This window comes from Schleiferilactobacillus perolens DSM 12744, assembly GCF_001435585.1.
GTDB classification, from domain to species: domain Bacteria; phylum Bacillota; class Bacilli; order Lactobacillales; family Lactobacillaceae; genus Schleiferilactobacillus; species Schleiferilactobacillus perolens.
The window spans coordinates 14172-37670 of the sequence record NZ_AZEC01000013.1; the positions used below are offsets into that span (position 1 = coordinate 14172).

Annotated in this window: 26 protein-coding genes; 19 read left to right on the top strand and 7 right to left on the bottom strand. The window is 50.5% G+C overall.

Going from position 1 to position 23499, the window contains the following annotated elements; all coding sequences use genetic code 11:
- The first annotated feature begins 22 nt into the window (after positions 1–22).
- From FD09_RS12040 to FD09_RS12070, 8 genes are all read left to right on the top strand, one after another.
- On the top strand, positions 23–1036 hold the full coding sequence (locus FD09_RS12040) for an alpha/beta hydrolase (protein ID WP_057821723.1): 1014 nt from the start codon (positions 23–25) through the stop codon (positions 1034–1036).
- On the top strand, positions 1036–1749 hold the full coding sequence (locus tag FD09_RS12045) for an NAD(P)H-dependent oxidoreductase (RefSeq protein WP_057821726.1): 714 nt from the start codon (positions 1036–1038) through the stop codon (positions 1747–1749). Before FD09_RS12040 ends, FD09_RS12045 begins: the two co-directional genes overlap by 1 nt.
- Positions 1750–1764: 15 nt before the next feature.
- The gene (locus tag FD09_RS16575; RefSeq protein ID WP_164480545.1) at positions 1765–1938 is read left to right on the top strand and encodes a hypothetical protein; all 174 of its coding nucleotides are present in this window, start codon (positions 1765–1767) and stop codon (positions 1936–1938) included.
- Between the two features lie 22 nt (positions 1939–1960).
- Positions 1961–2947, top strand: a complete 987-nt coding sequence (locus FD09_RS12050) for a GDSL-type esterase/lipase family protein (protein ID WP_057821728.1) — start codon at positions 1961–1963, stop codon at positions 2945–2947.
- 434 nt (positions 2948–3381) lie between these two features.
- Positions 3382–3798 (top strand): pyridoxamine 5'-phosphate oxidase family protein, encoded by a 417-nt coding sequence (locus FD09_RS12055; protein ID WP_057821730.1) that lies wholly within the window; start codon positions 3382–3384, stop codon positions 3796–3798.
- A 113-nt stretch (positions 3799–3911) separates the two neighbouring features.
- Positions 3912–4901 (top strand): ring-cleaving dioxygenase, encoded by a 990-nt coding sequence (locus FD09_RS12060; RefSeq protein ID WP_057821732.1) that lies wholly within the window; start codon positions 3912–3914, stop codon positions 4899–4901.
- 3 nt (positions 4902–4904) lie between these two features.
- The gene (locus tag FD09_RS12065) at positions 4905–5561 is read left to right on the top strand and encodes an alpha/beta hydrolase (protein WP_057821734.1); all 657 of its coding nucleotides are present in this window, start codon (positions 4905–4907) and stop codon (positions 5559–5561) included.
- A 1-nt stretch (position 5562) separates the two neighbouring features.
- The gene (locus FD09_RS12070) at positions 5563–6537 is read left to right on the top strand and encodes an NADP-dependent oxidoreductase (RefSeq protein WP_057821737.1); all 975 of its coding nucleotides are present in this window, start codon (positions 5563–5565) and stop codon (positions 6535–6537) included.
- 51 nt (positions 6538–6588) lie between these two features.
- Here the strand turns inward: FD09_RS12070 and FD09_RS12075 are convergent, their stop codons facing one another.
- Positions 6589–7008 carry a hypothetical protein gene (locus FD09_RS12075; protein ID WP_157053800.1) on the bottom strand — a complete coding sequence of 140 codons (420 nt, stop codon included), beginning with the start codon at positions 7006–7008 and terminating at the stop codon, positions 6589–6591.
- Positions 7009–7127: 119 nt separating this feature from the next.
- On the opposite strand from FD09_RS12075, the gene FD09_RS12080 reads away from it, so the two are divergent.
- From FD09_RS12080 to FD09_RS12120, 9 genes are all read left to right on the top strand, one after another.
- Complete coding sequence (locus FD09_RS12080; protein WP_420806861.1) at positions 7128–8315, top strand: MFS transporter; 1188 nt, start codon at positions 7128–7130, stop codon at positions 8313–8315.
- 175 nt (positions 8316–8490) lie between these two features.
- Entirely contained in the window at positions 8491–9222 is a 732-nt protein-coding gene (locus FD09_RS12085) for a WxL domain-containing protein (protein WP_057821740.1), read from the top strand.
- A gap of 61 nt (positions 9223–9283) precedes the next feature.
- Complete coding sequence (locus FD09_RS12090) at positions 9284–10348, top strand: WxLIP family cell surface protein (RefSeq protein ID WP_057821742.1); 1065 nt, start codon at positions 9284–9286, stop codon at positions 10346–10348.
- Entirely contained in the window at positions 10320–10634 is a 315-nt protein-coding gene (locus tag FD09_RS12095; protein ID WP_057821744.1) for a hypothetical protein, read from the top strand. The genes FD09_RS12090 and FD09_RS12095 overlap by 29 nt, the downstream gene beginning before the upstream one ends.
- Positions 10631–12232 carry a hypothetical protein gene (locus tag FD09_RS12100; RefSeq protein WP_057821747.1) on the top strand — a complete coding sequence of 534 codons (1602 nt, stop codon included), beginning with the start codon at positions 10631–10633 and terminating at the stop codon, positions 12230–12232. The genes FD09_RS12095 and FD09_RS12100 overlap by 4 nt, the downstream gene beginning before the upstream one ends.
- A 139-nt stretch (positions 12233–12371) precedes the next feature.
- Positions 12372–13106, top strand: coding sequence for a WxL domain-containing protein (locus FD09_RS12105; protein ID WP_057821749.1), 735 nt, complete (start codon positions 12372–12374; stop codon positions 13104–13106).
- Positions 13107–13233: 127 nt separating this feature from the next.
- Positions 13234–14229 carry a WxLIP family cell surface protein gene (locus FD09_RS12110; RefSeq protein ID WP_162261514.1) on the top strand — a complete coding sequence of 332 codons (996 nt, stop codon included), beginning with the start codon at positions 13234–13236 and terminating at the stop codon, positions 14227–14229.
- Positions 14201–14515 carry a hypothetical protein gene (locus tag FD09_RS12115; protein WP_057821752.1) on the top strand — a complete coding sequence of 105 codons (315 nt, stop codon included), beginning with the start codon at positions 14201–14203 and terminating at the stop codon, positions 14513–14515. Before FD09_RS12110 ends, FD09_RS12115 begins: the two co-directional genes overlap by 29 nt.
- Entirely contained in the window at positions 14515–16107 is a 1593-nt protein-coding gene (locus tag FD09_RS12120; protein ID WP_057821754.1) for a hypothetical protein, read from the top strand. The genes FD09_RS12115 and FD09_RS12120 overlap by 1 nt, the downstream gene beginning before the upstream one ends.
- On the opposite strand, the gene FD09_RS12125 is transcribed toward FD09_RS12120, so the two are convergent.
- Complete coding sequence (locus FD09_RS12125; RefSeq protein ID WP_057821756.1) at positions 16104–16664, bottom strand: TetR/AcrR family transcriptional regulator; 561 nt, start codon at positions 16662–16664, stop codon at positions 16104–16106. The genes FD09_RS12120 and FD09_RS12125 overlap by 4 nt on opposite strands.
- Positions 16665–16755: 91 nt before the next feature.
- Between FD09_RS12125 and FD09_RS12130 the strand changes: the two genes are divergently transcribed.
- The gene (locus tag FD09_RS12130) at positions 16756–17502 is read left to right on the top strand and encodes a sulfite exporter TauE/SafE family protein (RefSeq protein ID WP_057821758.1); all 747 of its coding nucleotides are present in this window, start codon (positions 16756–16758) and stop codon (positions 17500–17502) included.
- Here the strand turns inward: FD09_RS12130 and FD09_RS12135 are convergent.
- Complete coding sequence (locus FD09_RS12135; RefSeq protein WP_162261515.1) at positions 17499–18434, bottom strand: MFS transporter; 936 nt, start codon at positions 18432–18434, stop codon at positions 17499–17501. The genes FD09_RS12130 and FD09_RS12135 overlap by 4 nt on opposite strands.
- A gap of 185 nt (positions 18435–18619) precedes the next feature.
- On the opposite strand from FD09_RS12135, the gene FD09_RS12145 reads away from it, so the two are divergent.
- A complete protein-coding gene (locus tag FD09_RS12145) occupies positions 18620–19324 on the top strand; it encodes a hypothetical protein (protein ID WP_057821766.1) in 705 nt (234 codons plus the stop codon).
- 71 nt (positions 19325–19395) lie between these two features.
- Here the strand turns inward: FD09_RS12145 and FD09_RS12150 are convergent, their stop codons facing one another.
- The 4 genes from FD09_RS12150 to FD09_RS12165 form a co-directional block, all read right to left on the bottom strand.
- Positions 19396–20139, bottom strand: coding sequence for an SDR family oxidoreductase (locus tag FD09_RS12150; RefSeq protein WP_057821768.1), 744 nt, complete (start codon positions 20137–20139; stop codon positions 19396–19398).
- 155 nt (positions 20140–20294) lie between these two features.
- The gene (locus tag FD09_RS12155; protein ID WP_057821769.1) at positions 20295–20927 is read right to left on the bottom strand and encodes a TetR/AcrR family transcriptional regulator; all 633 of its coding nucleotides are present in this window, start codon (positions 20925–20927) and stop codon (positions 20295–20297) included.
- Entirely contained in the window at positions 20924–22537 is a 1614-nt protein-coding gene (locus tag FD09_RS12160; protein WP_057821771.1) for an ABC transporter permease, read from the bottom strand. The genes FD09_RS12155 and FD09_RS12160 overlap by 4 nt, the downstream gene beginning before the upstream one ends.
- Positions 22524–23441 carry an ABC transporter ATP-binding protein gene (locus tag FD09_RS12165; protein WP_057821773.1) on the bottom strand — a complete coding sequence of 306 codons (918 nt, stop codon included), beginning with the start codon at positions 23439–23441 and terminating at the stop codon, positions 22524–22526. Before FD09_RS12165 ends, FD09_RS12160 begins: the two co-directional genes overlap by 14 nt.
- Between the last annotated feature and the right edge of the window lie 58 nt (positions 23442–23499).

The following is a 23499-nucleotide window of genomic DNA, read 5'->3' on the forward strand; positions in this document are numbered from 1 at the left end:
AACCGGAAGGGAGTGGGTGCGGATGAAGAAAGTGCTGCGGGTTCTGCAGGGTGTCGGTAAATGGATCGGTTTTGTTTTGCTGGCTTTTATCACTGGTATTGTAATTTCGTTCAATACGTCGCCGAAGCTGTTTGCCTCGATGATTGCCCAGATGCCGCAGTTGGCGAAAGTTGGTCCATCTCCCAAGGGTTGGGACCAATATGAAGTCCAAGTGCACCGTACCGCCAATATTACGTATCCATCTAAATTCACGAATAACACACTGGATCTGTATACCCCAGATAAAAATCAGGGTAAACAGCCAGTGATTTTCTGGTTGCACGGCGGCGCTTTTGTCTCCGGCAGCAAGGAGGCGGTTCGGGATTGGGCATACAAGATGACGGCGACCCAGGGCTACAACATGGTCGCAGTCAACTACGAAGTGGCTCCCAATGCCCAATATCCGGATCAAATCATTCAACTTGGGGAAGCCATTCAATACTTTAAGGATCATCAGGCGGAATATCCCCAGCTGGATATGAATCGGATTATCATCGGTGGTGATTCGGCTGGTGCCCAGATGGCGTCGCAGTATATTGCGGTGCAAACTAATCCGAAGCTGGCCAAGGAAATGAATTTGACGCCGCAACTGGCACCGAAGCAGATCATTGCGGCGGTATTGTATTGCGGCCCATACGATATGAAGACATTGGCGACGATTCAAAACAAAGCGCTGCAATTCATGGTCAATCAGTTGGGGTGGGCGTACATGGGCACCCGTGACTGGGTGAACACCAAACAAGCGCAGGAGTCATCGACCACAGATCAGGTCACCGATGACTTCCCACCGACCTTCTTAACAGATGGCAACACAGGCTCCTTTGAAGGCCATGCCCAGAAACTGGCCAGTGTGTTGAAAGAACACAATGTGCCCGTCTCCACGTTATTCTTTGGACCGAATCAGGCGGTCTATCATGAATATCAATTCCAGTTACGGTCCAAGAATGCGGTGCTGGCCTTTAATCAGACTGCGGCGTTCTTGAATCAGTATCGCTGATGCCCAAAACATTAATTTTGGTGGGCCATCCTGATCTGGTCCATTCGGGCACGCAAACTTTTCTCAAAGAAGTGGCCACTACTTTGACGGATACGACATGGTGGGACGTCACGACTCAGCCGGTGGATACATCGACGCAAATTGCCCGGTTACAGGGTGAAATGCGCCGGTATGATCGGCTGATTTTTCAATTTCCATTATATTGGTATAGTATGCCTGGGGTGTTCAAACAGTGGCTTGACACGGTTTGGACGACCCCATTTGTTTATGGCCGGGCAGGCGAACAGCCGCCTTTGGCTAGCAAAGAACTGGGGCTCGTGGTGACATTCAGTCAGGCGCCGGATTCGTATCGGTTAGGCGGCCGGGAGCATTTTTCACTTAGCGAATTGATGCGCCCATTGGATGCTCTAGCCCAGGCGGCCCAAATGACGATGCTGCCGATTTTTCCCATCGCACAATTTGCCTATATGACTGAACGGGAGCGGCAGCACTTGTTGGTGACTTACGCCCAATATTTGTCGTTGCCAGCCCGGGCGCACTTTTCTGATCGGGTGGCCTGGTTCCAGCAATGGCTTACGCAGAATGCGGGTCAGCATCCCGAATATGCCGCGTGGGCGGCAGCTTTGCAATCGCAACAAGACGAATTGGCGGATTTACACGACACCCTAGAACAAATGCGTCAAGACGAAGAACAAAACGGTAGAATAGAGTAGGAAGTGGTTGCTGAGATGACGACAGATCCATTAGCTAAGCAGATTGCTCAGGCCGCTGCGGGTGAAAAGGATTATACGGCTCGCGCAATACTGACCGAGCTGGCCGCACTGGCGGAGGAACAAGCTCGGCGAATCACGCAAACTGGCGGCGAAATCGACGGTCGCGCTTGGAATCACGAACAGTGGTAGCACAGAAAGGGGTCCCATTTTGATGAGTTGGCAAAAAGCAGCAGCAAACGGCATTTTCCCTGGTGTTCATTTCACCGGTCGCTGGCAAGCCCGTCACATTGGGCCCCATTTTGTGATGTATACCACCAATTTGGGAGCGGCCCTCAGCTTCCAACTTGATGGCGCCAGCCGGGCAATTCTCCACTTTTTACCCACCAGTCAGTTAATTCCGCCGCAAGTGGCGATTCGCATCGACGATGGTCGCTTCGTGCATTTTGACTTGGCCCACCTGCCCATCATGCTGGCAGTATCGCCCCAGCCCCATCAGGTCACCGTGGTGATGTCGGGAAACACGGACGATGACCCTGTGTGGAACGCTGATGCGGCTGCAGGTTTTGCGTTCTCCGGAGTGACTTTGCCGGATGGCGGGACGTTAACACCGATTGCGCCAGCAGGGCCGAAATTAACCTTTATTGGTGATTCCATTACTGCTGGTTGCTGGGTCATGGGTCATTCCCCGAGCAAAGATTATCGCGCGGAAGCGGCCTATCCTGCTGTGGCGGCAGAAAAGCTGGGTGCGGAAGAAACTCGCATCGCTTACAGTGCTGCCGGGATTTTGCAACCCGGCAAGGGCGGCGTCCCGGCCGCCAAGGACTTCTTTGGCCACATCGACGACCGTACCCCTTGGGCCGTCAACACTGGCCAGGATGCGGTCATCGTGAACTTAGGAACCAATGATCAAGCCTATCCGGTGGAAGAATTTGTCTCCGCCTATGTCCGCTTTGCCGCACAGCTACGGGGTGTCTACGATTATGACACCGCCATTCTATTAATGGTACCGTTCAATCAAGCCCTCCGTGAACCTATCCGCCATATTGCTCACCGCGGCGACCGCCTCCAAGTTGTCGAAACCGCCGGCTGGAACATCACCACCAGCGACGGCAGCCACCCCGATCTAGAAGGCCACAAAACAGCCGCGAAGCATTTGGTCGGCATCTTACAACAAGTATTAGCCAATCAAAAAAGTTAACTTTAAAATATGCTATGTATGGAATGGGTTTGCCGAAAAGTCTGAATCCTGATGTATGTAGTGTCAATGCGGAGCAAGCGAAGGTGGCAGGGGGCTCAGTGGTGGAAACGTCACAGTGGCCCGGTCTTGGCCACTGATGACGTTAGGCGTGTTTGAGACCGCGCTCCTCAGCGGGCTCAAACCGCCGTCACCACGTTCCAGCCCCCTGCCACCGCAGCTTGCGCAGCATTGGCACGGCAATCACCGACAACTTTCGCTCAGGCCCATATTTTTTTCACTATTTTTTGAGCACCAGAGCTGTTTTTCTTCCCTAAACGTGATACGCTGTTCTTGAAAACGTGTTATTCTATCGGTGATGACTGACGATAACCCAACGATAACATCGTTCAACAATCGTCAAGCCATCATTTAGACAAAGAAAGGTGTGTTATTTTATGGCAAAACTAACCCCGGAAATGAAGGACTTAATGGATAAGGCGCTGGCTTTTTTGGCCACTGCCGACGAACAAGGCAATCCGCAAGTCGGTCCCAAAGGCACAATGCGCGCTTTTGATGACGAGCATTTGATCTATAACGAAGAGACCGGCCGGCAAGCGTGGCACAATATCCAAAAGACGGGCAAAGCAGCCGTTGCTTTTCACCCCACCCCTGGTTTGAAGGGCTTCCGGGTGGAAGGCCGCGCTCATACTTACACCGATGGGCCTTACATGGAGGCTGCTAAGAAGTTTGTGGAAGGCACCAAACTGCCCCAACCCTTAGCCGCCGTCATCATCGATGTGGACCGGATCGTTTCTCTAGATGCTGGTCCTAACGCTGGTAAAGAGATTGCCAACGATCCTGTCAAGGACTAATACGTCGGGGTATTTTTAGAAATAAAGGGTAAGAATAGGGAACTTCGTCGTCAGTGAGGTTGTGCCGAAGCACAAAGCTTTGTCGCAGCCTCGTTTTGGAGGGAGGATTTGTCATGAGTCAAACCGCTTTGGAACCGAAGAACACATTGTTGGGGGTCCACCACGTGACCGCCATCACCAGCGACGGTCAAAGAATTTTTGATTTCTTTGCAAAAGTGCTGGGGATGCATTTAATTAAGAAGACCGTTAACCAAGACGATGTGCGCACCTACCATTTGTACTTTACAGATGATAAGGGGGCGCCTGGTACTGATATGACTTTCTTTGACTTCCCAGGGATTCCCAAGGGCATTAAGGGAACCAATACGATTTCCCGGGTATCTTTCCGGGTCCCCAACGACGCTTCTTTGGATTACTGGGAAAAGCGTTTTACGGAAAATGATGTGGCCCACGAGCCGATTACGACGCAGTTTGGGGCCAAGGTATTACCGTTCCACGACTTCGATGACCAGCAATATCAATTGATCTCCGATGAAGACAACCACGGGGTGCCGGGGGGCACACCATGGCGAGACAGCCCGGTACCGGAAGAATTTGCCATTCGCGGCTTGGGACCAGTGCGGGTCACTGTCTACAACAAGGACCATTTTAACTTGTTATTGACCACTGTCATGGGCTTTGAGAAGAAGGCCGAAGAGGGTCAATTCACGCTATATGAAGTCAATAACGGCGGTCATGGCGGCCAAATTGTGCTGGAACACCGGGAAGATTTACCGCTAGCGGTTGAAGGCTACGGCAATGTCCATCATGCGGCTTGGCGGGTACCAGATCGCGGGCGGCTGGACTTCTGGATCAATCGGCTGCAGTCCTTCGATTTACCGCAATCCGGGTTCATCGATCGCTTCTACTTCAAGTCAGAATACTTCCGGGCCGCCCCCCAGATTTTGTTTGAAATTGCGACGGATGGTCCTGGCTTCTTACAAGACGAGACTTACGAGGAAGCCGGTATCCACTTGGAATTACCGCCGTTCTTAGAGTCTCGGCGGGCCGAAATTGAGGCGGGTTTGCATCCGCTGCATACCGATTTGAGTAAGGAGGGTTAGCTCATGGCACAATTAGGGGACGATATTTTCTACGACTATAAACCAGGACGCAAGGATTTCAGTCCGATCATTTTGCTGCATGGTACTGGCGGCGATGAGAAGGATCTGCGCTCCATTGGCGAGAACCTTTTCCCAGACAGCCCATTGATCGGGATTCGGGGCCGGGTCCAGGAAAATGGCCAAAACCGCTATTTCAAGCGGACCGCCGATGGCCACTTTGACCAGCAAGACCTTATTGTCGGTGAAAAGTGGCTGTTGAACGCGTTGATTCAGATCATGCGTCATTTGGAATTGCCATTGGCTACGCCGATTGTGGTCGGCTATTCCAACGGCGCCAACATTGCTGCCGATTTGCTCTTGCGGGGCGGCCCGGTGTTCCACGCCGCGGTGCTTTTCCACCCGATGCCAGTCAGCGATCCGTTGCCGGAACGGCCGGAAGAACCATTAAAGGGTGTGCCAATTTTTGCGACTTACGGCCGTGATGATTCCATTGTGTCGGAAGACGAGTTTAAGGCGCTGACCAAGGCCCTCAATACGCAGGGCGCCACAGTGGTGGAACATACCAGTGATAATGGTCACTCATTGAGTTTGGCGGAAATCGAGGGTGCGCAGAACTGGCTGAGTCATTTCCAGCAGCCCACAGAAGAAAAGAAGGCGTAGTATGCAAGCATTCGGATTCAACCAATTCGGCGGCCCAGAAGTCTTCACGGCCATTGACCGACCGGCACCGCAGCCCAAAGCTGGGCAAGTGGCCATTCAAGTGATCGGGTTTGGCTTCAATCCCTATGATGCCAGCCTACGCCGTGGTGAACAGGCGAATAACCGCCCGCTCTCTTTCCCCATTGTGCCCGGTCAGGATGTGGTGGGAAAGATTACCGCGTTAGGAGACGGGGTCACCGAGTATAAAATTGGCGATATCGTTATGAACCATCGACCGTTACGGGGCTATGCTGATGTGGTGACCGCTTCTTTGGCCAAGGTCGCCCCGAAGAGTCAGGCCTTATCGTTTCTGGATGCTGCCGCCCTGCCCAATGCCGGAGTGACGGCCTATGCGCTGGTCCATTCGTTGGGACATTTGGAAAAAGGTCAACGAATCGCGGTTATCGGTGCCAGCGGTAGTGTCGGTTCATTAGCCGTTCAACTGGCAAAATATGCTGGTGCGTCGGTGTTAGCCGTGGCTGGCCAGCGCCATGCGGATTTCATCCACTGGCTGCTGCCGGATGATGTGTACTTCTACGATGGGCCGATGCAGCACAATGCCGATTGGGCGCATCAGTTTGACCTCGTGGTGGATGCCGCAACGAATGGGACTAATGGCGAACTGGCCGCCTGGCTGGTCAAGCCAAGTGGGACCATCACGACGGTGGGCGATACCGGCAATATTCCCGCGGTGGAAGATGTCACGATTGCCGCGGCCGGTGGCAAACAGCCAATCAGCGACCACGACATCTTGATGTATTACAATCACATGGCAGAGACTTATGGCTTAACAGTACGTGTGGCTAAACAAGTCAGTTTCGACGCTACAGGCGTGCAAGAGGCCCATACGTTGCTGGATCAGGGCGGCGTCCCGGGGAAGATCGTGGCGATCAAACCCCACGGCCGTACGACCCGGCATACGCCGGATGATCAATAAAGGTTTGCAACTGTAAAAATCGGACTCGTCAAAAGTGGCGAGTCCGATTTTTCATCGATTTAATTGATTCTTAGCTTCATCCGGCAGTAGTCGGTCAATGACCATCATCGTCAGTCCGTAAACCGTGGCCAGCCAGAAGGTGAAGATGCCGGGCAACGGTAGGTGAAACCATAGATCGTTGAATAGCAGCATCACGAAAAAGGTTAGCAGGATGGCCCCCACCACTTCCCAAATCGTATTGATGATCTTTCCGTGGGGCGCATCCGGATTGACTAGGTGCGGAGCGACCAAATCGATGATCATCACCACGATTTCACTGGCCAGCAAAAAGCCGATGATCTGCCAGTGCCAGACATTGAAACCGTAAATATGCATGACCATCATCAAAATGGCGGTGGGGGTGATCAATACCACGGCACCGATGATAATGACCACCAAGAAAATGACGATCATCGCAAATAGTTTTTTCAAGCGGAGGCGCTCCTTTCGCATATCCTAAAACCCACCTTAGCAGATTTTTGCGGCAGCGTCATGGGCCTAGAGGCGGGATTCTTTTCAGCGGTATAATTATTTCAGGGGGATTTTCTGAAATGATGGTGAAACGGGATTGGCATTGGCAGGCAGCAGCGTATCTGATTAGTCAAAATTTATTTGTGTTTGGTTCGTCCACGGTGTTTTATGCCATCTTGTGGCACATTGCGCTGGTGACATCATCGGGGGCCTGGATGACTTACGTGAGTCTGGCCACGACGCTGCCGACAATCTTGATTTCACTCTTTGCCGGCGTTTGGGCAGATCGGTATAACCGGAAATGGCTGATTATCGGTGCAGCCGGCGCAGTGACAGTGGTGACCCTATTCTTCGCGTTCCTATACACCGTTCAAGTTCACGAACTGGGACTGTTATTGGCCATCGCCGTGGTACGGGCACTTGGTACTGGGATCGAAACCCCAGCCGCTAATGCTTTATTGCCGCAACTCGTACCCCACGCGGCAATCACCCGCATGAATGGGCTGAACCAAGTGGTGATGTCGGTGATGCTGCTGCTTTCACCACTATTATCCGGCTGGATTCTCGCCGATCTCGGCATCATTTGGATTTTCATCGTCGATGCGTTGAGTGCGCTATTGGCGGTGATGTTCCTGTGGTCCCTGCAAGTGGCCACACCTGTGCACGAAGATGGTGAGCAAAAGGGCAGCCAGATTATTGGCGGGTTACGGTATGTGCGAACGAACCAGATTCTTTTGCCCTTTATGATTTTGACCGCCTGTGCATTTATCTTGATTGCGCCGTCGTCACAACTATCGACGCTGTACGTGAATCGGACATTTGGTTCCGAAGTTTGGCATCTGACGTTTAACGAGTGGGCGTGGACACTGGGTGCCAGTATCACCGGCCTGTGGATTGCTTGGCGCAAGCAATTCGCCAACAAGATCACGATGATCGCCATCGGCATGGCGGTAAGCGGCCTGTGCTTCGCGGAAATGGGACTGTCCCAGCCATTTTTGCTCTATTTAACGTTCATGTTTTTATCAGGTGTGGCGTATCCTTTGATTACGGCGCTGCAAACCATCTATTTGCAGGAAACGGTCGACCAGAACATGATGGGCCGCGTGTTCTCGTTGTGGCAAATTCTCTCGACAGGAATTTATCCCATTGCAATGCTGGGGTATGGTCCGTTGGCAGATAAAATACCGATTGGGATAATTTTTATCGTGACGGGAGTCCTGCTGATCGGTGTCGCTGGAAGCTTCAAGATCGTCGTCAGCAAGCGGTAAATAGACTACGTTTTGAGTTCAAAAATAACAAAAAACAATGGGAAAAGGCGAAAAAGTTGATATGCTTTTTCGCCTTTTTGGGTGGGTAATTTCTTGTCGGCTCCGTGAGCGTTTCGATACAATTTAATTGTGAAGTAGAACACTTGAAAGAAGGATTCGAGAGGAGAGGTTTTACATGAAACGCATGTATGTCACATTGGCGGCGACCGCCTTGGTGGGGTTGGGGGCTTTGTTACCGGCAACGACGGTGTACGGTGTCACTGGACCGGGGACGTCCACGACGGGGCCTAACTTGAGCGCGAATACCACTGTTACGGATGGTCAGACTGTTTTCGTTCCAGATGGTGATACGCCAGCAAAAGCGAAATCAACAGCTGAGTTTACAGTGCAAGCCGGTGAGTTACAACTTGTTGCCGTACCTGATTTAAACTTCGGTCAGATTTCAGTAGGTAAGATCTTAAGTGGCGGGAAGCAAGAATTAGATAATAACGGGGTGAAAACTGATTCGACCTCAAAGAATGTCACTGCATTTGACGGGAACAGTGCTGGTAAATTAATTGTCAATGACTTGCGTGGAACAGGTGAAGGGTGGCGGTTGTCAACGTCATTGGCTAATGAATTCAAATCGTTAACCGCAAATGCGCCAGTGCTCAATGGCATCAAGTTAAATTTGACGGCAACGGGAACTAACCAAGTATCTGGCACAGTGGCACTCAATGGTACTGACATTGACGCTACTGGTAAACAAGTAGCGAGTGCGGCCTCAGGCTTGGGTAAGGAGTCGACAACTTGGAATATTACTGGATCAACAAATGCCAGCCTAACATTGCCAGGTCAAGGTGTGGACGTACCTAATGATGCAGTTTATCAAGCAGATATTACTTGGACTCTCGTAGCAGGCGCATAGTAACAACCGATGGCGGCGGTCCAGTGTCGTCATCAATTTTTGATGGAAAGCGAGGATCAGGATGGCCACAAAAAAGAATTGGCAAATAATGTTAATGGCTTTTCTGCTCGTGCCATTGCTGATGCTCGGCTTAAGCAACCCGGTACAGGCAGAGGAAAAGGCACAAGGGTCAGATTTTTACATGGCGCCGTTATATCCGGAAAACCAAACGGATCAAAATCTCGGCTACTTTGTATTGAAAGTCACACCTGGGCAAAAGGGCAAGGTCGGGGTCCAGGTCCAAAACACGAGTAAAACCAGTACCCGTAAGATTCAATTGACGCCAACGCCAGCAACCACTAACGATGCAGGACAAATTAACTATTCACCGAGTGAGAAAAAAGCAGACGAAACTTTGCAACACCCGTTGAATCAGCTGTTTTCCAAACCGGTGACTGTCACGGTGGAACCAGAGAAAAGCAAGGTAGTGACCTTTGAATATATTCTTCCTAAAGAAGGGTTCAAAGGCCAAATCCTAGGGAGTATCTATGCCCTAGATATTACTGAACAAAAAGATGCGGATGGTCAATTTGCACTCAAAAACAAATTTGCCATGGCGTTAGGAATCGTTTTGAGTCAAGATCCTGAACAGACGCTGATGCCAGATTTGAAATTACAGCAGGTCCGGCCAGGTCTGAGTAATCAAAAGCCAGCAATTTTAGCGCGATTACAAAATCAGGCACCGCAATTATTTCGCGGCATGAACATTGACACTCGGGTCACCGTAAAAGGAGAACAAGCAACTAAGTACCAACACAAACTGAAGAACGGCTCTATGGCGCCAAACTCCAATTTTGACCTGCCTATCTCTGCAGAAAAAGATGGCCTTTCAGCGGGCCAGTACACGCTGCACATGACAGTTCAGGCGAAAGGAAAGACGTGGCGGTTCAATCGTAACTTTACCGTGAGTGAAAAAAGTGCGGCAAAGTTTGCAGCAAAGACCCCGGGTAATCAACAGCCGCCCTGGCAAAAATGGCTTTTGTGGATTGCCATCGGTCTAGCAGTACTCATCATCGGTTACGGATTGTACCTTCTCGGTGTGCGAAGGGGGCATAAAAATGAAACAGCTGATGCGCATAGCACTTAAAGTCAGCGTGCTTTTGGGATGCATCTTGATCCTATGCCGCACCATCCCCTCGGTAAACACGCGGGCTGCCGAAAGCACCGCCCAGTTCACGGTTATTGTTGATGATAAGGCAATTCCAGACGGCAGTGAAACACTGCCTGGTTCGACCATCACCACGACAACAACCGGTCGGATGCCGCAGTTGAATGACGATCACTCGTCCCTGCTGATAATTATCGGTGTGGAACTGGTATTACTCACACTAATTTTGAGTTGGCGACTACGGGGAAGGAGGGTGCAACAGTGAAAAAAATACTGTTGAAGCTTCTGATTCTCCTGAGTATTGGAACACTAAATGCTTCTTTGCTAATTAGTTCGGTATCGATGGTCGCATCGGCGAGTATAGTCGCAACCACTACGGCACCAGTTGCAGAGAATAAGCCCAGCGGAAATGGGTTTGCGATTAATCTCTGGATTTTGGGTTATTGGATTTGGAATGGAATTACGACACAACCTGGTGATGCCAATTTTGTTCAGGGATCATCTGGGCAAATAATCAAACTCACATCGACATATAAACCGAAACCATGGATTGGGAGCAATGATAATGATGTGACTGGCGTTCAGACAAGAATTTATAGGAATGGCGGTTGGAGTAATCTTAATGAAGCAAAAGTCGATATTTCAAAAACGACGCCGAGTGCAAATATTAGCGTGGATTTAGGTACCGCATTGCCTAGTGGGACATATTACCTGCAATTTGCTGTGAAATATAGTAACAATACCACTGCGTATAGTCAGATGATTAGGGTGACAATTGTACCTGAGCCGGTGAGTGCCACGGATATGGATCCCAAACCGGATCGACCAACCTTATTTTGGGGGGAAAGCACAGGTATTCACGCCAACTTGATACCCGGAGAGAGTACTGCCAATGTGACCTGGACACAACCAAATAATCAGTACGGTAGTCTGGCTGTGACCACGGGGTCTTCCACCCAATTCCAATCAACACAAGACAATAACAACAGTATTGTACCGTTAATGAAGAATCCCTCTGGGTTAAAAGTGGTTGTTCCAGTGACCGCAACGAACCATGATGGTAGCCAGGTGCATAAAGATGCATCGGTCACCGTGGGGGGGCTGTTACCGACGGAAGCTATTCGAGGGCACAGCTTCTCATATACGCCTGAGTCATATCAGGACATTGTGTTTCCCGAAGGCTCAACACAGTCTTATCAGTGGACTGTATATGATGCCAATTACAATAAAATTTCTTCCACAAGCGGTATGGTATTAAATGAGAAAGAGTTTTCTTGGGGCAACGTGAAGCAGCCTCCCGTCAGGGATCATTACTATCTTCAACTTGACATTAAGGTAAAAACGAGTGCTGGTGACGCTGTCTGGCGTTCAAATTATGCGCCCTTAAAAGTTAATGATCCCCAGGTCCGTTTGATTGCAGTACCCAACTTACGTTTTGCCAAGTTTGTCAACGGAGCGGCAGTTGCGCCCACCGTCAGAGACTTTCTTCAACCAACCGGATTAACACTCAGTTACTTTCCGCTGGCCGGACAAACAGGGAAGAATACCTTCGATGGTAACAACTCCGGTTTTCTAGCAGTACAAACCCAAGGCCCTAAGTGGAGTTTGTCTGTCAGTGCAAGTACCTTTGTCCACGAAACCAATGTGGCATTGGCGACGACACCAACACTTACGTTGGGCTTGCCCAGCAGTAATGTCAGTGTGCCGGCTAATGGAACACCGGTCGTATTGTTCACTAATCAAACGGGTGATCTTACGTATACTTTTTACAACAACACCAGGCTGCAAATACCCAAAACCGGCTCGATCTTAGCTGGTCGGTATCAATCACAACTTACCTGGACATTAACCCAGGCGCCTTAAAATAACGCGCTTCCTGCCCAAAAGACGAATTTTCGTCTTTTGGGCTATTTGCGTGAAGTTGCTAAAATTCCCCCTTATCGGTAAAATGAGAGTGTTTGGAAGAAAATGTTTTCACAATATGGGAAGGGGTTTATTTCTTATGAAACGTAAAGGGATAACGTTTCTGACTGCTGCTTTATTAGGTGCAGCAGCATTGCTCCCGGTTTCAACTGCCAATGCAGTCGCGGGACCTGGGACTGCAGATTATAACTTGAGCGGCAACACAACGGTGACAAATGGCCAAAATGTATTTGTGGCAGAAGCGGGTGCGAGTGCATCAGCGAAGTCAACGGCCGAGTTTACGGTTCAAGGCGGCCCGCTCCAACTGGTAGCTGTACCAGATTTGAACTTTGGTCAAGCGAACTTAAGCACCTTGATGAACGGTGGCACACAAGCATTGGCCAATAATGGCGTCAATGCGGCGGCCAATGTGGCGACTTCGAAGAATAAAACGGCATTTGATGGTAATAGTGCAGGTAAACTGATCGTGAATGACTTACGTGGTTCTACCGGTGGCTGGACACTATCCACAGCGTTTAGCGGTGTTTTCAAGGCGATTAATAATCCCGACTTGAATAACATCACGCTGAGCTTGTCAGCAACCGGGGCTAACCAGGTTGCACCAAATGAACAGTTGAATCTGGCTGGGACTAATATTGGTGCCACGGCATTGAATGTGGCGACAGCCGGTGCAACGCAAGGTAAAGGGGCGACGACTTGGACTGTCAGCGGACCGACGAATGCCAGTTTGACAATCCCTGCACAATCCGCCAACATTTCGGCGAATGCGGTCTATCAATCTGATATTGTTTGGACTTTAATTGCCGGTGCCTAAGCACAACACACTGACGATGGCGGCTTCGGCTGTCATCAGTTACTTATTGGAAAGCGAGAATCAGAATGGCAATTAAGAAACGCTGGGCTGTACTGTGGCTGGCTTTTTTGCTGATGCCATTGGGGTGATGCTCGGATTAATGCACACTGTGCAAGCCGCGGCGCAGGGGGCCGAGTTTTATTTAGCCCCGTTGTACCCGGATAATCAGACAGATCACAATTTAGGCTATTTCGTCTTGAAGGTCACGCCTGGGCAAAGGGGTAAAGTGGGTGTTCAGGTCCAAAATACCAGTAAAACGGATACCCGCAAGATTCGTTTGACACCGACATCAGCAACTACAAATGATGCCGGTCAGATCAATTACACGCCGAGCACAAAAAAAGCAGATGCCACCTTGCAGCATCCGCTCAATCAACTGTTTTCTAAGCCGGTGACCATCACGGTGGATCCGGAACAAAGCAAGGTCGTTACCTTTGAATACATTGTGCCGACTACGGGGTTCAAAGGGCAGATTCTCGGCAGTATTTATGCTTTGGATGTGACCGAAGACAAGGCTGCGTCTGGTCAGTTTGCCCTACGCAATCAGTTTGCGATGGCCCTCGGTGTGATTCTAAGTCAGGATCCGGCCCAAACGCTCACACCTGATTTAAAGTTGCGGCAAGTGCGGCCGGGTTTGAGCAACAAACAACCGGCCATCTTGGCCCGGTTGCAAAACCAAGCCCCGCAGCTTTTTCGCGGAATGGCGATCAATGCTCGGGTGACGAAGCGCGGGGAAAAAGGAACCATGTATTCGGCCAAGCTGACAGGCGGCTCCATGGCCCCTAATTCTAACTTTGATTTACCCATCTCGGCAGCGAAGAAGGGTATTTCGGCGGGGCAGTACACACTGCACATGACAGTGCAGGCAGTTGATAAAACATGGCAATTTACACGCAACTTCACGGTCAGTGAGCAAGAGGCCAATAAGTTTGCAAAACGTCAAACTGGCACTCAATCACCTTGGCAAAAATGGTTATGGTGGATTGTGCTGGCTTTAGCAGTACTCATCATCGGTTATGGTCTCTACCTTCTCGGCGTACGAAGGGGGCATCAAAATGAATCGACGGACAAACACGACTCTTAAAATCGGCGTGCTATTAGTCGGTGTCTTTGGGCTGGGCTTGTTTCACCGGGCCACACCAGTGCAAGCGGCCAACAGTACGGCCCAATTTACAGTAATTGTGGATGATACATCGATCCCCAAGGGTGACGAAACATTGCCGGAGTCACATATTACGACTGAAGATGAGGGCAAGATCCCCCAATTAGATGAACAACGCTCACCGCTGTTGGCCGTTGTGGGCTTAGAATTAATTATTCTGACAGGATTAGCTAGCTGGCAATTACGAGATCGGAGGAGGTCGCAGTAGTGAAAAAGATTTTGTTGAAGCTGTTGGTCCTCCTCAGTCTTGGTGTGCTGGGCGGCGGTGTGGCGGCGGCCGGATCTGGATCATTGGTACCTCAGACAGTTGTCGCAGCGGATACAGCGCCGACTCCCGAGAGAACCCCGTCCAGTCCCGGAGATGCATGGCGTGTTCCGATCCTCAACTTTTGGGTCATTACTAATGGCATCACTGCCCAACCCAGTGATGTGAATGCTGTTCAAGGCACACCGATCCAAGCCAAATTAATATCCACGTATTGGCCGCGAGTCGCGGGCATCTTTGGCAGCAACGATATTACGAGTGTGACTGCGCGGGTTTATCGGAACAATCAGTGGGCAGATGCAACGGCGACAGCGACCTACAATAAGCAAGCCCCTTACGCAGATGTGACCCTCAATCTAGGAGCGTTGCCAGTAGGCACTTACTATTATCAGTTTGGTGTGCATTACAGTAATAACACCATTTTGTACAGCAATATGATTAAGGTGACCGTTTTACCTGCACCCAAGGATGCGACGGCGATTAATCCCCAACCGGACCGGCCCACGATTTTTTGGGGAGAAAGCACTGCCATTCATGCCAACTTGACGCCTGCGGATAGTACGTCGCCAGTGACTTGGACGCCGCCAGCGACTGAAGTCGGCAGTTTATCTACCACGACGGCGCTTTCCACTCGCTTCAGTTCAACCGTGGACAATCAAGGCAGCATTGATAGTCTGATGCGCAACGATAATGGGTTGACTGTTAATTTTCCAGTTAAGGCGACCAATACGGTGGTACCAGGAACCATCAACGGCAGCACCCAGGTGACCGTCGGGGGCCTGGTGCCCCAGGCGGCAACAGCCAATCGTGCTTTTTCCTATCTGCCGGCTGCTTTGACGGGAATTGTATTCCCCAGTGGGGCCACACCAAGCTACCAATGGTCGGTCTATAATTCTGCCCACCAAAAAATCACCACAACGGCAGTTCTCAATTCGCCGACGTTTTCTTGGGCCAGCGTGGCTAAGCCCACAGTGGATGATTATTATTATCTGCAACTGAACATTATTTTGACCAACAGTGAGGGTACGACCACCTGGCGCTCAAATTATACGCGGCTGACGGTCACGGCCAACCAGTCCCAACTGATTGCCGTGCCTAACCTAAGTTTCTTAAATTTTGCCAGTGGCACGCCCACCACACCCAAAGTCGCTGACTTCTATCAAACTGGCGGAGTGACGTTGAATTATGCACCACTGGCCGGGCAAACCAGTAAGAATACCTACGACGGCAACAACACCGGTTTTCTCGCTGTCCAAGGGCAGAATTGGAGTTTGTCCGTCAGTGCCAGTGGTTTTGTTCATGATCTGTCGGGTATGTCATTGCCCACCAATCCCACTTTGACGATGGCCATCCCGGGGTATCCGAATGTGGCGGTACCTACGAATGACACCGCCGTGACGCTATTAGCTAATCAGCAAACCAATCTGGCAACCAATTTAACTAGCACTACCAGCCTGCATGTGCCGCAAACGGCGTTTATGCTCACAGGGAAGTATCAATCCGAGTTGACCTGGACATTAACCCAGGCACCTTAACCAGTGCTTAATGTATCCAGATAATTGGTTATCATTTGGTTGAAGCTGTCCGCTGCTGAGACGGTTGGATTATGGAACCAGCCCGCCCCCACATTCACAATTTCGCCAACGATCAGATTACGCAGTGTACGCGCGATGATAATCTGATCGTTTTTTTTGTCGCTATAAGTGGCACATAGCTGCATCAGTAATCCGTTTAAATCCGTGACGGTCTGGTGGGCCGTGTTGTCTTGCAGATGGCGCGGCGTCATGAGGACAAAACGGGCCAGACGGATATTTTGTAAACCGACAGTGCGGCAGACCTGGGCAAAACGCTCGATGGCTGGACGACCAGAAAGACCAAATAGTTGGTTTTTTAATGTATCGCTGAGGGTCCCCAGTGCCCACAGGAAGATGGCTCCGCGCAGTTGATCCTGGTTGGCAAAATACACATACAGTGCCTGGGAACGGGTCCCCATTTCCCGGGCAATATTCGAGAAAGTGGGCGTCTGATCATGAGTAATCAAGATAACCGCTTGCTGGATAATTTTTTTGGAAGATAGAATTTGACGTGGCAAAAAAAGAACTCCCTTCAGCTTGACTAATACATATTGTAACCTATAATTACAACTTGTAAATTAAAAATGCGCTGCTGAAAGGAACTTTTCTGTGAATCTCTTTTTGCTAATTGTGATTGGTTTTGTCGTGGGCTTATTTGTCATTAGTATGGGTGGCGGTGGCGCGGCTATCTATTTAGGCGTTTTGACCGCTGTCTTTCATCTGACGCCAGCACGGGCAGCTGCGACATCGTTAATTACGGCACTGCCGTCTTTGGTCATTGGGTCAATCGGATATTTTCGCCAAGGGAAGATTGACGTTAAACTTGGTAATCAAATGCTATTGGCGGCATTACCGGCGGTGGTGGTTGGATCGTTGGTTTCTCCATATATACCCACTACAATTTATCAGTGGATTGTGGGAATTATTCTATTTGTCCTAGGGATCCAGATATTTTTCCAACAAAATCAGCACAAGGGGTCCCGTAATGTATCGCCCAGTCGAATGAAAGCCAGCCTGTATGGCGTACTCAGCGGTCTGATGGTGGGGGTGGCTGGTCTCAGCGGCGGCGGCCCCATTCTCGCGGGCTTACTGTTAATGGGTCAGGATATGTTTAGTGCAGCCGCAACATCTTCTTATGTGCTGGTCGGGATGACAGCGGTCGGAACTTTGCTGCACTTTTCCGGTGGCCGAATTGACTGGACGGCTGGTGGTGGATTGATGATTGGCGCCATTATCGGGGCATTACTAGCACCATTACTCTTGAATAAATTGAGTCAAAATCCACACACCCAGAAGTATCTCAAACTATTTATTGCGGTGCTGCTCGTGCTCATGGGAATTAAAACCGTCTTTTAGTCGCTGGCTGGCATTTTTTTGACCATCATCACCGTCAAAATCAATAGACAGAATGCAGCGATACCAAACGCCAGCCAACTGGCTGCTGGACTAACGCCATTGGCGATGCCGAGGAAAACCACTTGACCGATGGGGGCGCCGATCAGCGTGACCATGCCGACAACGCCCGACATAGCGGCAATTTCTTTCTCGGGTACACGCATCATTAGCAGGGTGCTGATACGGGGATTAATTTTACCCAACAGATAGCCGGTGGCGAAGAGGCTGGCGATGATCAGCCCAATGCTCCACTGGCCCAGGAAAGCGACGGCCAGTGACATGGCAGCGGCCAGGATCAACGCCATCAGTTTCATGATCGACAGCCGCTGCAATCCGTCATTGGCGAATAGTGATCCCGCAATCAGCCCAATCGACAGTGTCATATTCAAGACGGCGACCGTGTAACCATAATTGTTGAGCCAAAGGCGGGGGGTACTTAACAGCGTGACGGTCATCATACCGTCGTTGGCCGCGGTCAGCAAATTGATCAAGAAAGCGAAGATACTCAGGATGAATAAGGACCGATCATGATGTAAGAAAGCCAGCGTTTGACGGATGCTTTGGCGCAATGGCAGCCGCTGGAACGGGCGAGCAGACTGGGCTGGCTCAGCCGTTTGCAATATTTGGCGCTGGCGGATTAAGGACCAGGCGCTGAGCAGAAAGGTTGCCGCATTCAGCAGGCCGAATAACACATAGTTGTGGTTGAGCAGCACAATAATGGTCGCGCCCACCCCTTGAAAGACGGTTTGGACGATGGTATGCGCGGCAGTGGAAAATATACTGCAGACAGAACACGATCTGAATAATGCGAATCGGCTGCTATTTTGCCGCGGGTGGTATGCCCTTGTGGCCGGAGATGAGACCGGTGGCATCAAGACTTGCGAGCAGGCCATTAGTATTGAGACAATACTGGGTCAGACCAATATGGCCCGACAGTATACTTTTATTTTGACAAATATTCAGCGAAACAAGCAAAATCCCGGAGATTCGGCTTATTTTATGTGATACTTTACAGATTACGAGTATCATTTTTCTATATTTATTGGTATGCTTGATTTGTTGAAGGGAGCGATACCAATTGAAGAAAATCATCCATACCATGGCCGGAGTGCTGCTCAGTCTCTTGGCTGTTGGTTCGTTGAGCGCTTGTCAACCGCAGAATAAGAGCAGCCAATCCGCTGTCAGTCAAACCAGTCAGAAGAAAGCGACCAGTCAGAAGAGGGCAGTCCAGGCCAAGATTAAAGATAATACTTATCAATTCACCCGTCTGCCTAAGCAAAATTTAGATACCCCATATCGGTTTACGACTGCCGTGGGCGAGTTTACGACCGGCGAGGCGTACCTATCCGGTTATCAAAAGAATAAAGACAATCCCCAAAGCTGGGATGGGTTCAAAATTGATTTCACGTATAAAAACACGACAAATAAACCCCAGAATCCGGTAAAAGCTTTTCAATCCGTCTTCAAAGTGCAAACGATGCACAAGATGGGCGGTCAGACTAACCGGGTAATCAAACCGGTGACCACCTTTGCCGCCTATGTGGGCATGGATCCGCCCCGGCATGAGGAAGACGTCAAACGGATTGCGAATCGCAGTAAAACTGTGCAGCCCGGCGAAAGCATTGATACGATCAGTGCGTTTGGGGCAACGGATAAACAGAAACAGGATAAGAAGGCCGTTGACGATACTGAGGCCAATTACACGGTTGCGGTATTGGCCGATCCAAAGAGCGATGTCGTCTTACAACAAGTGACAGCGAAGATCAATTGGCGTTTCGATTAACATCTGTACCGCCAAAAAACCACCAATCCGACCGAATATGGTCAATTGGTGGTTTTTCAATACATTCGGGATTACCAAGGCTGGTTGGTGGGTCCGATCGTAAACTCGTTAACGTTTGTATCCTCAGGTTGATCGATGGCGAAGGCGACGACATTAGCCACTCGATCCGGACCGATTTCGTACGTGTCATACAATTGTTGCATGCCTTTGGCGGTGGATTGATCGGTAATGGTGTCCAACAGTTCTGTCTTGATCGCTGCTGGGTAAATCGTGGCGGTGCGAATGTTGGCATGATCTTGGGCACTTTCCATGCGCAGCACTTCCATTAGGTCCCGCACAGCCCATTTGGTGGCGCCATACACCGCCCCGCCGGGATAAGCTTTCAGGCCTGCAACCGATGATGTGGCGATGAAGTGGCCGGATTTTTGCGCCTTGAAAATGGGTAACGCTGCTGCGATCCCATTCAACACACCTTTGATATTCACATCCACCATGGCATTCCATTGGTCTGTTTGCAGCGCTGATAATGGTGAATTGGGCATTAACCCGGCATTCAAGAACATCACATCAATGCGGCCGAAACTATCTTGCGCTTTCTTAACTAAGGCAGCGTTATCCGCTGGTTTAGTCACATCAGTCACTTGATAAACGGCTTGACCGCCCTGCGCCTTGATGGCGTCAGTCAGCTGTTGCAGCTTGTCTTCGCGACGAGCGGCCAGAACCACTTTGGCCCCTTTGCTAGCCAACAGAGTGGCGGTTGCTGCACCGATCCCACTGGATGCACCCGTAATCACGACAACTTTATCTTTAATCATTCCTAATCACTCCTCATCACCAACTAGCTTAGTTGCTGGTTTGATGTCTGTCTAATACTTATATCAGATGCTGTACTATGCATAGATTGCATGGCACAACAAACGGCGCCAGACGCATTCGCATGAATGGTCTGACGCCGTGCGGTGACTGTCCTTCAATCAGGGAGGAAGCCGTGTTCCACGACTGTGAGTTGGCGATCAATATCGGCAATCAATGATTCCAAGTCTTCAATCTTTGTGTAGTGGTTGGCGGCAATCGCGTGTTGTGCCTGCAGCATGATGCTGCTGGTGACGGCATTGACCACGGCGAGCACATCTGCCATCTGGACACCGGGCCGCAACTGAATCTTTTTCATCATATCGGCAATATAACCATTGCCGATCTCCTGGGTCCTTTGCATCATCGTTCGCATTTCTTTCTGCAAACGCGGCGGGAAGTGGGGCGTATCGATATAGGCCTGCATTAAGAAGCGGAATTCTACCGGATATTCCAGCTGCATCTTGATCTTGTAGCGAGTGGCCCGGGTCACCATATCCGTTAAACTCGTGGCATCGGTCCAGACCTGCTGGTCTACCAAAGTGTAGAGCCGGTCAAAGGCGGCATGGTAAGTGTCGATGTACAGGGACTGTTTGTTGCCGAAGTAATGAAAGATCAGGCCCTTCGACACACCGGCCTGAGCGGCAATATCATCCGTTTTGCTTTTAATAAACCCTTGCTGGCCAAAAATGACCATGGCGGTATGCAAAATCCGCTCGACTTTTTGAGGATCTGTTGTGACGTCTTTCATTCGACATCACGCTGGCGATAGCCGATCACTCCGAGGATAAGAAAGGCGATGGTGATGATCACCATGGTGCTTAACCACGGTGTCGTAATGGCGTGAAGCGGTGCCTGGTTCAGCCAGCCAAAGGGGGAGAACTTCCCGCTGTCTTTGGGTAGGTTGAGCAGGGCACCAAACATTTGCACCAGCAGACCGATTCCCATATAAGCCCAGAATACAGCGCTGATTCGCGGTACCCAGCCGACTAGGAGAATGGCCAAACTGACTAGGGCGAAGACTGCCGGTAAGCCAGCAACCAGCATCCGGGTCAAATATTCTTGGGCCAATGGTTCCTTCAAAGACGCGTTCCCCGTGTAGTAGACCATGACGATACCGATCACGAAGACGAGTAGAGAAACGATTAGACCGATGACATAATAACTGAGACTGATCGTTAGCCGAGTTTGTTTCGTGGCATGGATCATGCCCAAATAGCCTTTGTCTTCATCCTCTTTGAGGCGAAAAACGACCTGGGCACCAGCAACGACGCCGAAAGCGACAAATAGCAAGATGTAGAGGGCTAAGAAAGACAGCACCATGGTCTTGTTAGCGGCGTTGACTTGGGAAATGCTCATCATCTGGCGATACAGCGGATTAGTTTTGACAATATCACCGACACTGTTCAAGACCCCGCCAAAGATTCCGCCAGCAACGACGGCACCGATCAGCCACCCTAAGACGACACCCCAGGTGGTGCGGAACAACAAAGCGGGAATGGACCGCAGATAGCCCGCGGCGTGGGCCCGGCCTGCGCGCTCGGGCAAGATGCCGGTACCCAGATCCCGAGTTTTAGTTAATTGCCACGTAATCCCCGCCAAGAGGATAGCGACCCCCAGCATTAATAGCAGCGGCCAATAGTTGTTGTCGGAATACGCATTTGTTTTTTGCGCCCAGCCAATGGGAGACAGCCAAGTCCAGTCGGTGTTTTCAATATCTGTCACAGTCCGCACCAGGTATGCCGCAACCAGAACGGTGTAAGCAATCATATTGGCGCTGCGAGCAGTGCTGGTCAATTGAGCGATCAACAGGGTGCAGGCACCAAACATAAGATTCCCTACGATCAAGGCCAGGGTGAATAAAAGCGTGCCGTTAAAGTCGGCCCCTTTCAGATTCAGGCTGATGATGGTCCCGATATACAGGACGAACAGAATGGCATTGACGATCACCAATTCCCAGAGAGCGGCGGCCACGGCGGCAGTGCGGCCCACTGTCCGCGCCCGGACCATTTCCAACAGGCCGCTTTCTTCCTGGCCGCGGGTATCTCGGACCATCAGCGGCATCACATAGAGGGCGTCCAAAATTACCATGAAGACCATCATGATGCCAGCAAAAACAGTGGCCGAATTCAAAGTCACACCGTCAGGCATCGCACCGAATAGACCGGCCATCCCCGGCATTTTCAGCATCTTGATTAGATCCTGTACGCCCTTGCCAGTGGATTCCATAATGGTTTGCATCTTGAAGGCACCGCTGGCCATCATCATTTCCAAAATAATGATCCAGACAATGGAATATTTCAGATTCTGCTTCAAGTTGGCTCGCAGCAGGAAGCTGACGTGCCGATCACTGCGTGACATGACTGCTCACCCCCTGATCGGAGTAATAGTGCAGGAACAAATCTTCCAAGGTTGGCGGCGTCGATTGCAGATCCACGATACCCAGCGGCGTTAAGGCATTCATCACGGCAGTCAAAGCATCGTGATCCACCGCAAAGTTAGCCTGGAGATGACTGTCGTTTTCGTGCCAGTCAAAAACCCCAGTTTGTTGTTTCAGCGCACTTAACGGCTGCTCCGTCTGTACTTGAATTCGTAATCGCGACAGATGGCGCAACTGATCGAGGTTGCCTTGTTCAATGATGGCGCCATCCCGAATGATGACGATAGCGTCACACATCTTTTCCACTTCGGACAGGATATGACTGGACAACAGCACCGTTTTGCCAGCCTTCTTCAGCTTCCGCACTTCCTGTTGGAAGGTCAGCTCGTTCAGCGGGTCCAACCCAGAAGTAGGTTCATCAAAGATGTAGAGTTCTGCGTCCTGGGACAGGGCGGCAATCAGCGCCACCTTCTGCCGGTTCCCCTTGGAATAGGCCCGGGCCTTCTTTTTGGGATCAAATTCGAAAGCCTTCATCAGTGCATCTGTCTTAGGGTTGTGGTCTTGACCATTCAACCGCAGCAGCAAGTCAATGATTTCACCACCAGTCAGGTTGGGCCACAGATACACGTCCCCTGGAATATAAGCAATCCGCGGGTGGATCGCCAAATCATTGTGCCACGGATCTTCGCCAAAGACGGTGGCGTCACCGCCATCCCGCTTCAACATCCCCAACAGAATCCGAATGGTGGTGGATTTGCCCGCCCCATTCGGGCCTAAAAACCCCAATACTTGACCAGCAGGCAGAGTGAAGGTGACATCCTTCAAGGCCTGAGTCCGGCCAAAGCTTTTTTTGACATGATTGAGTGCAATAATGTTTGTCGCCATAATTTCCTCAACTCCTCGATGCATAGTGTAGACCCCGTTGACCCGCGAGTCAATAATT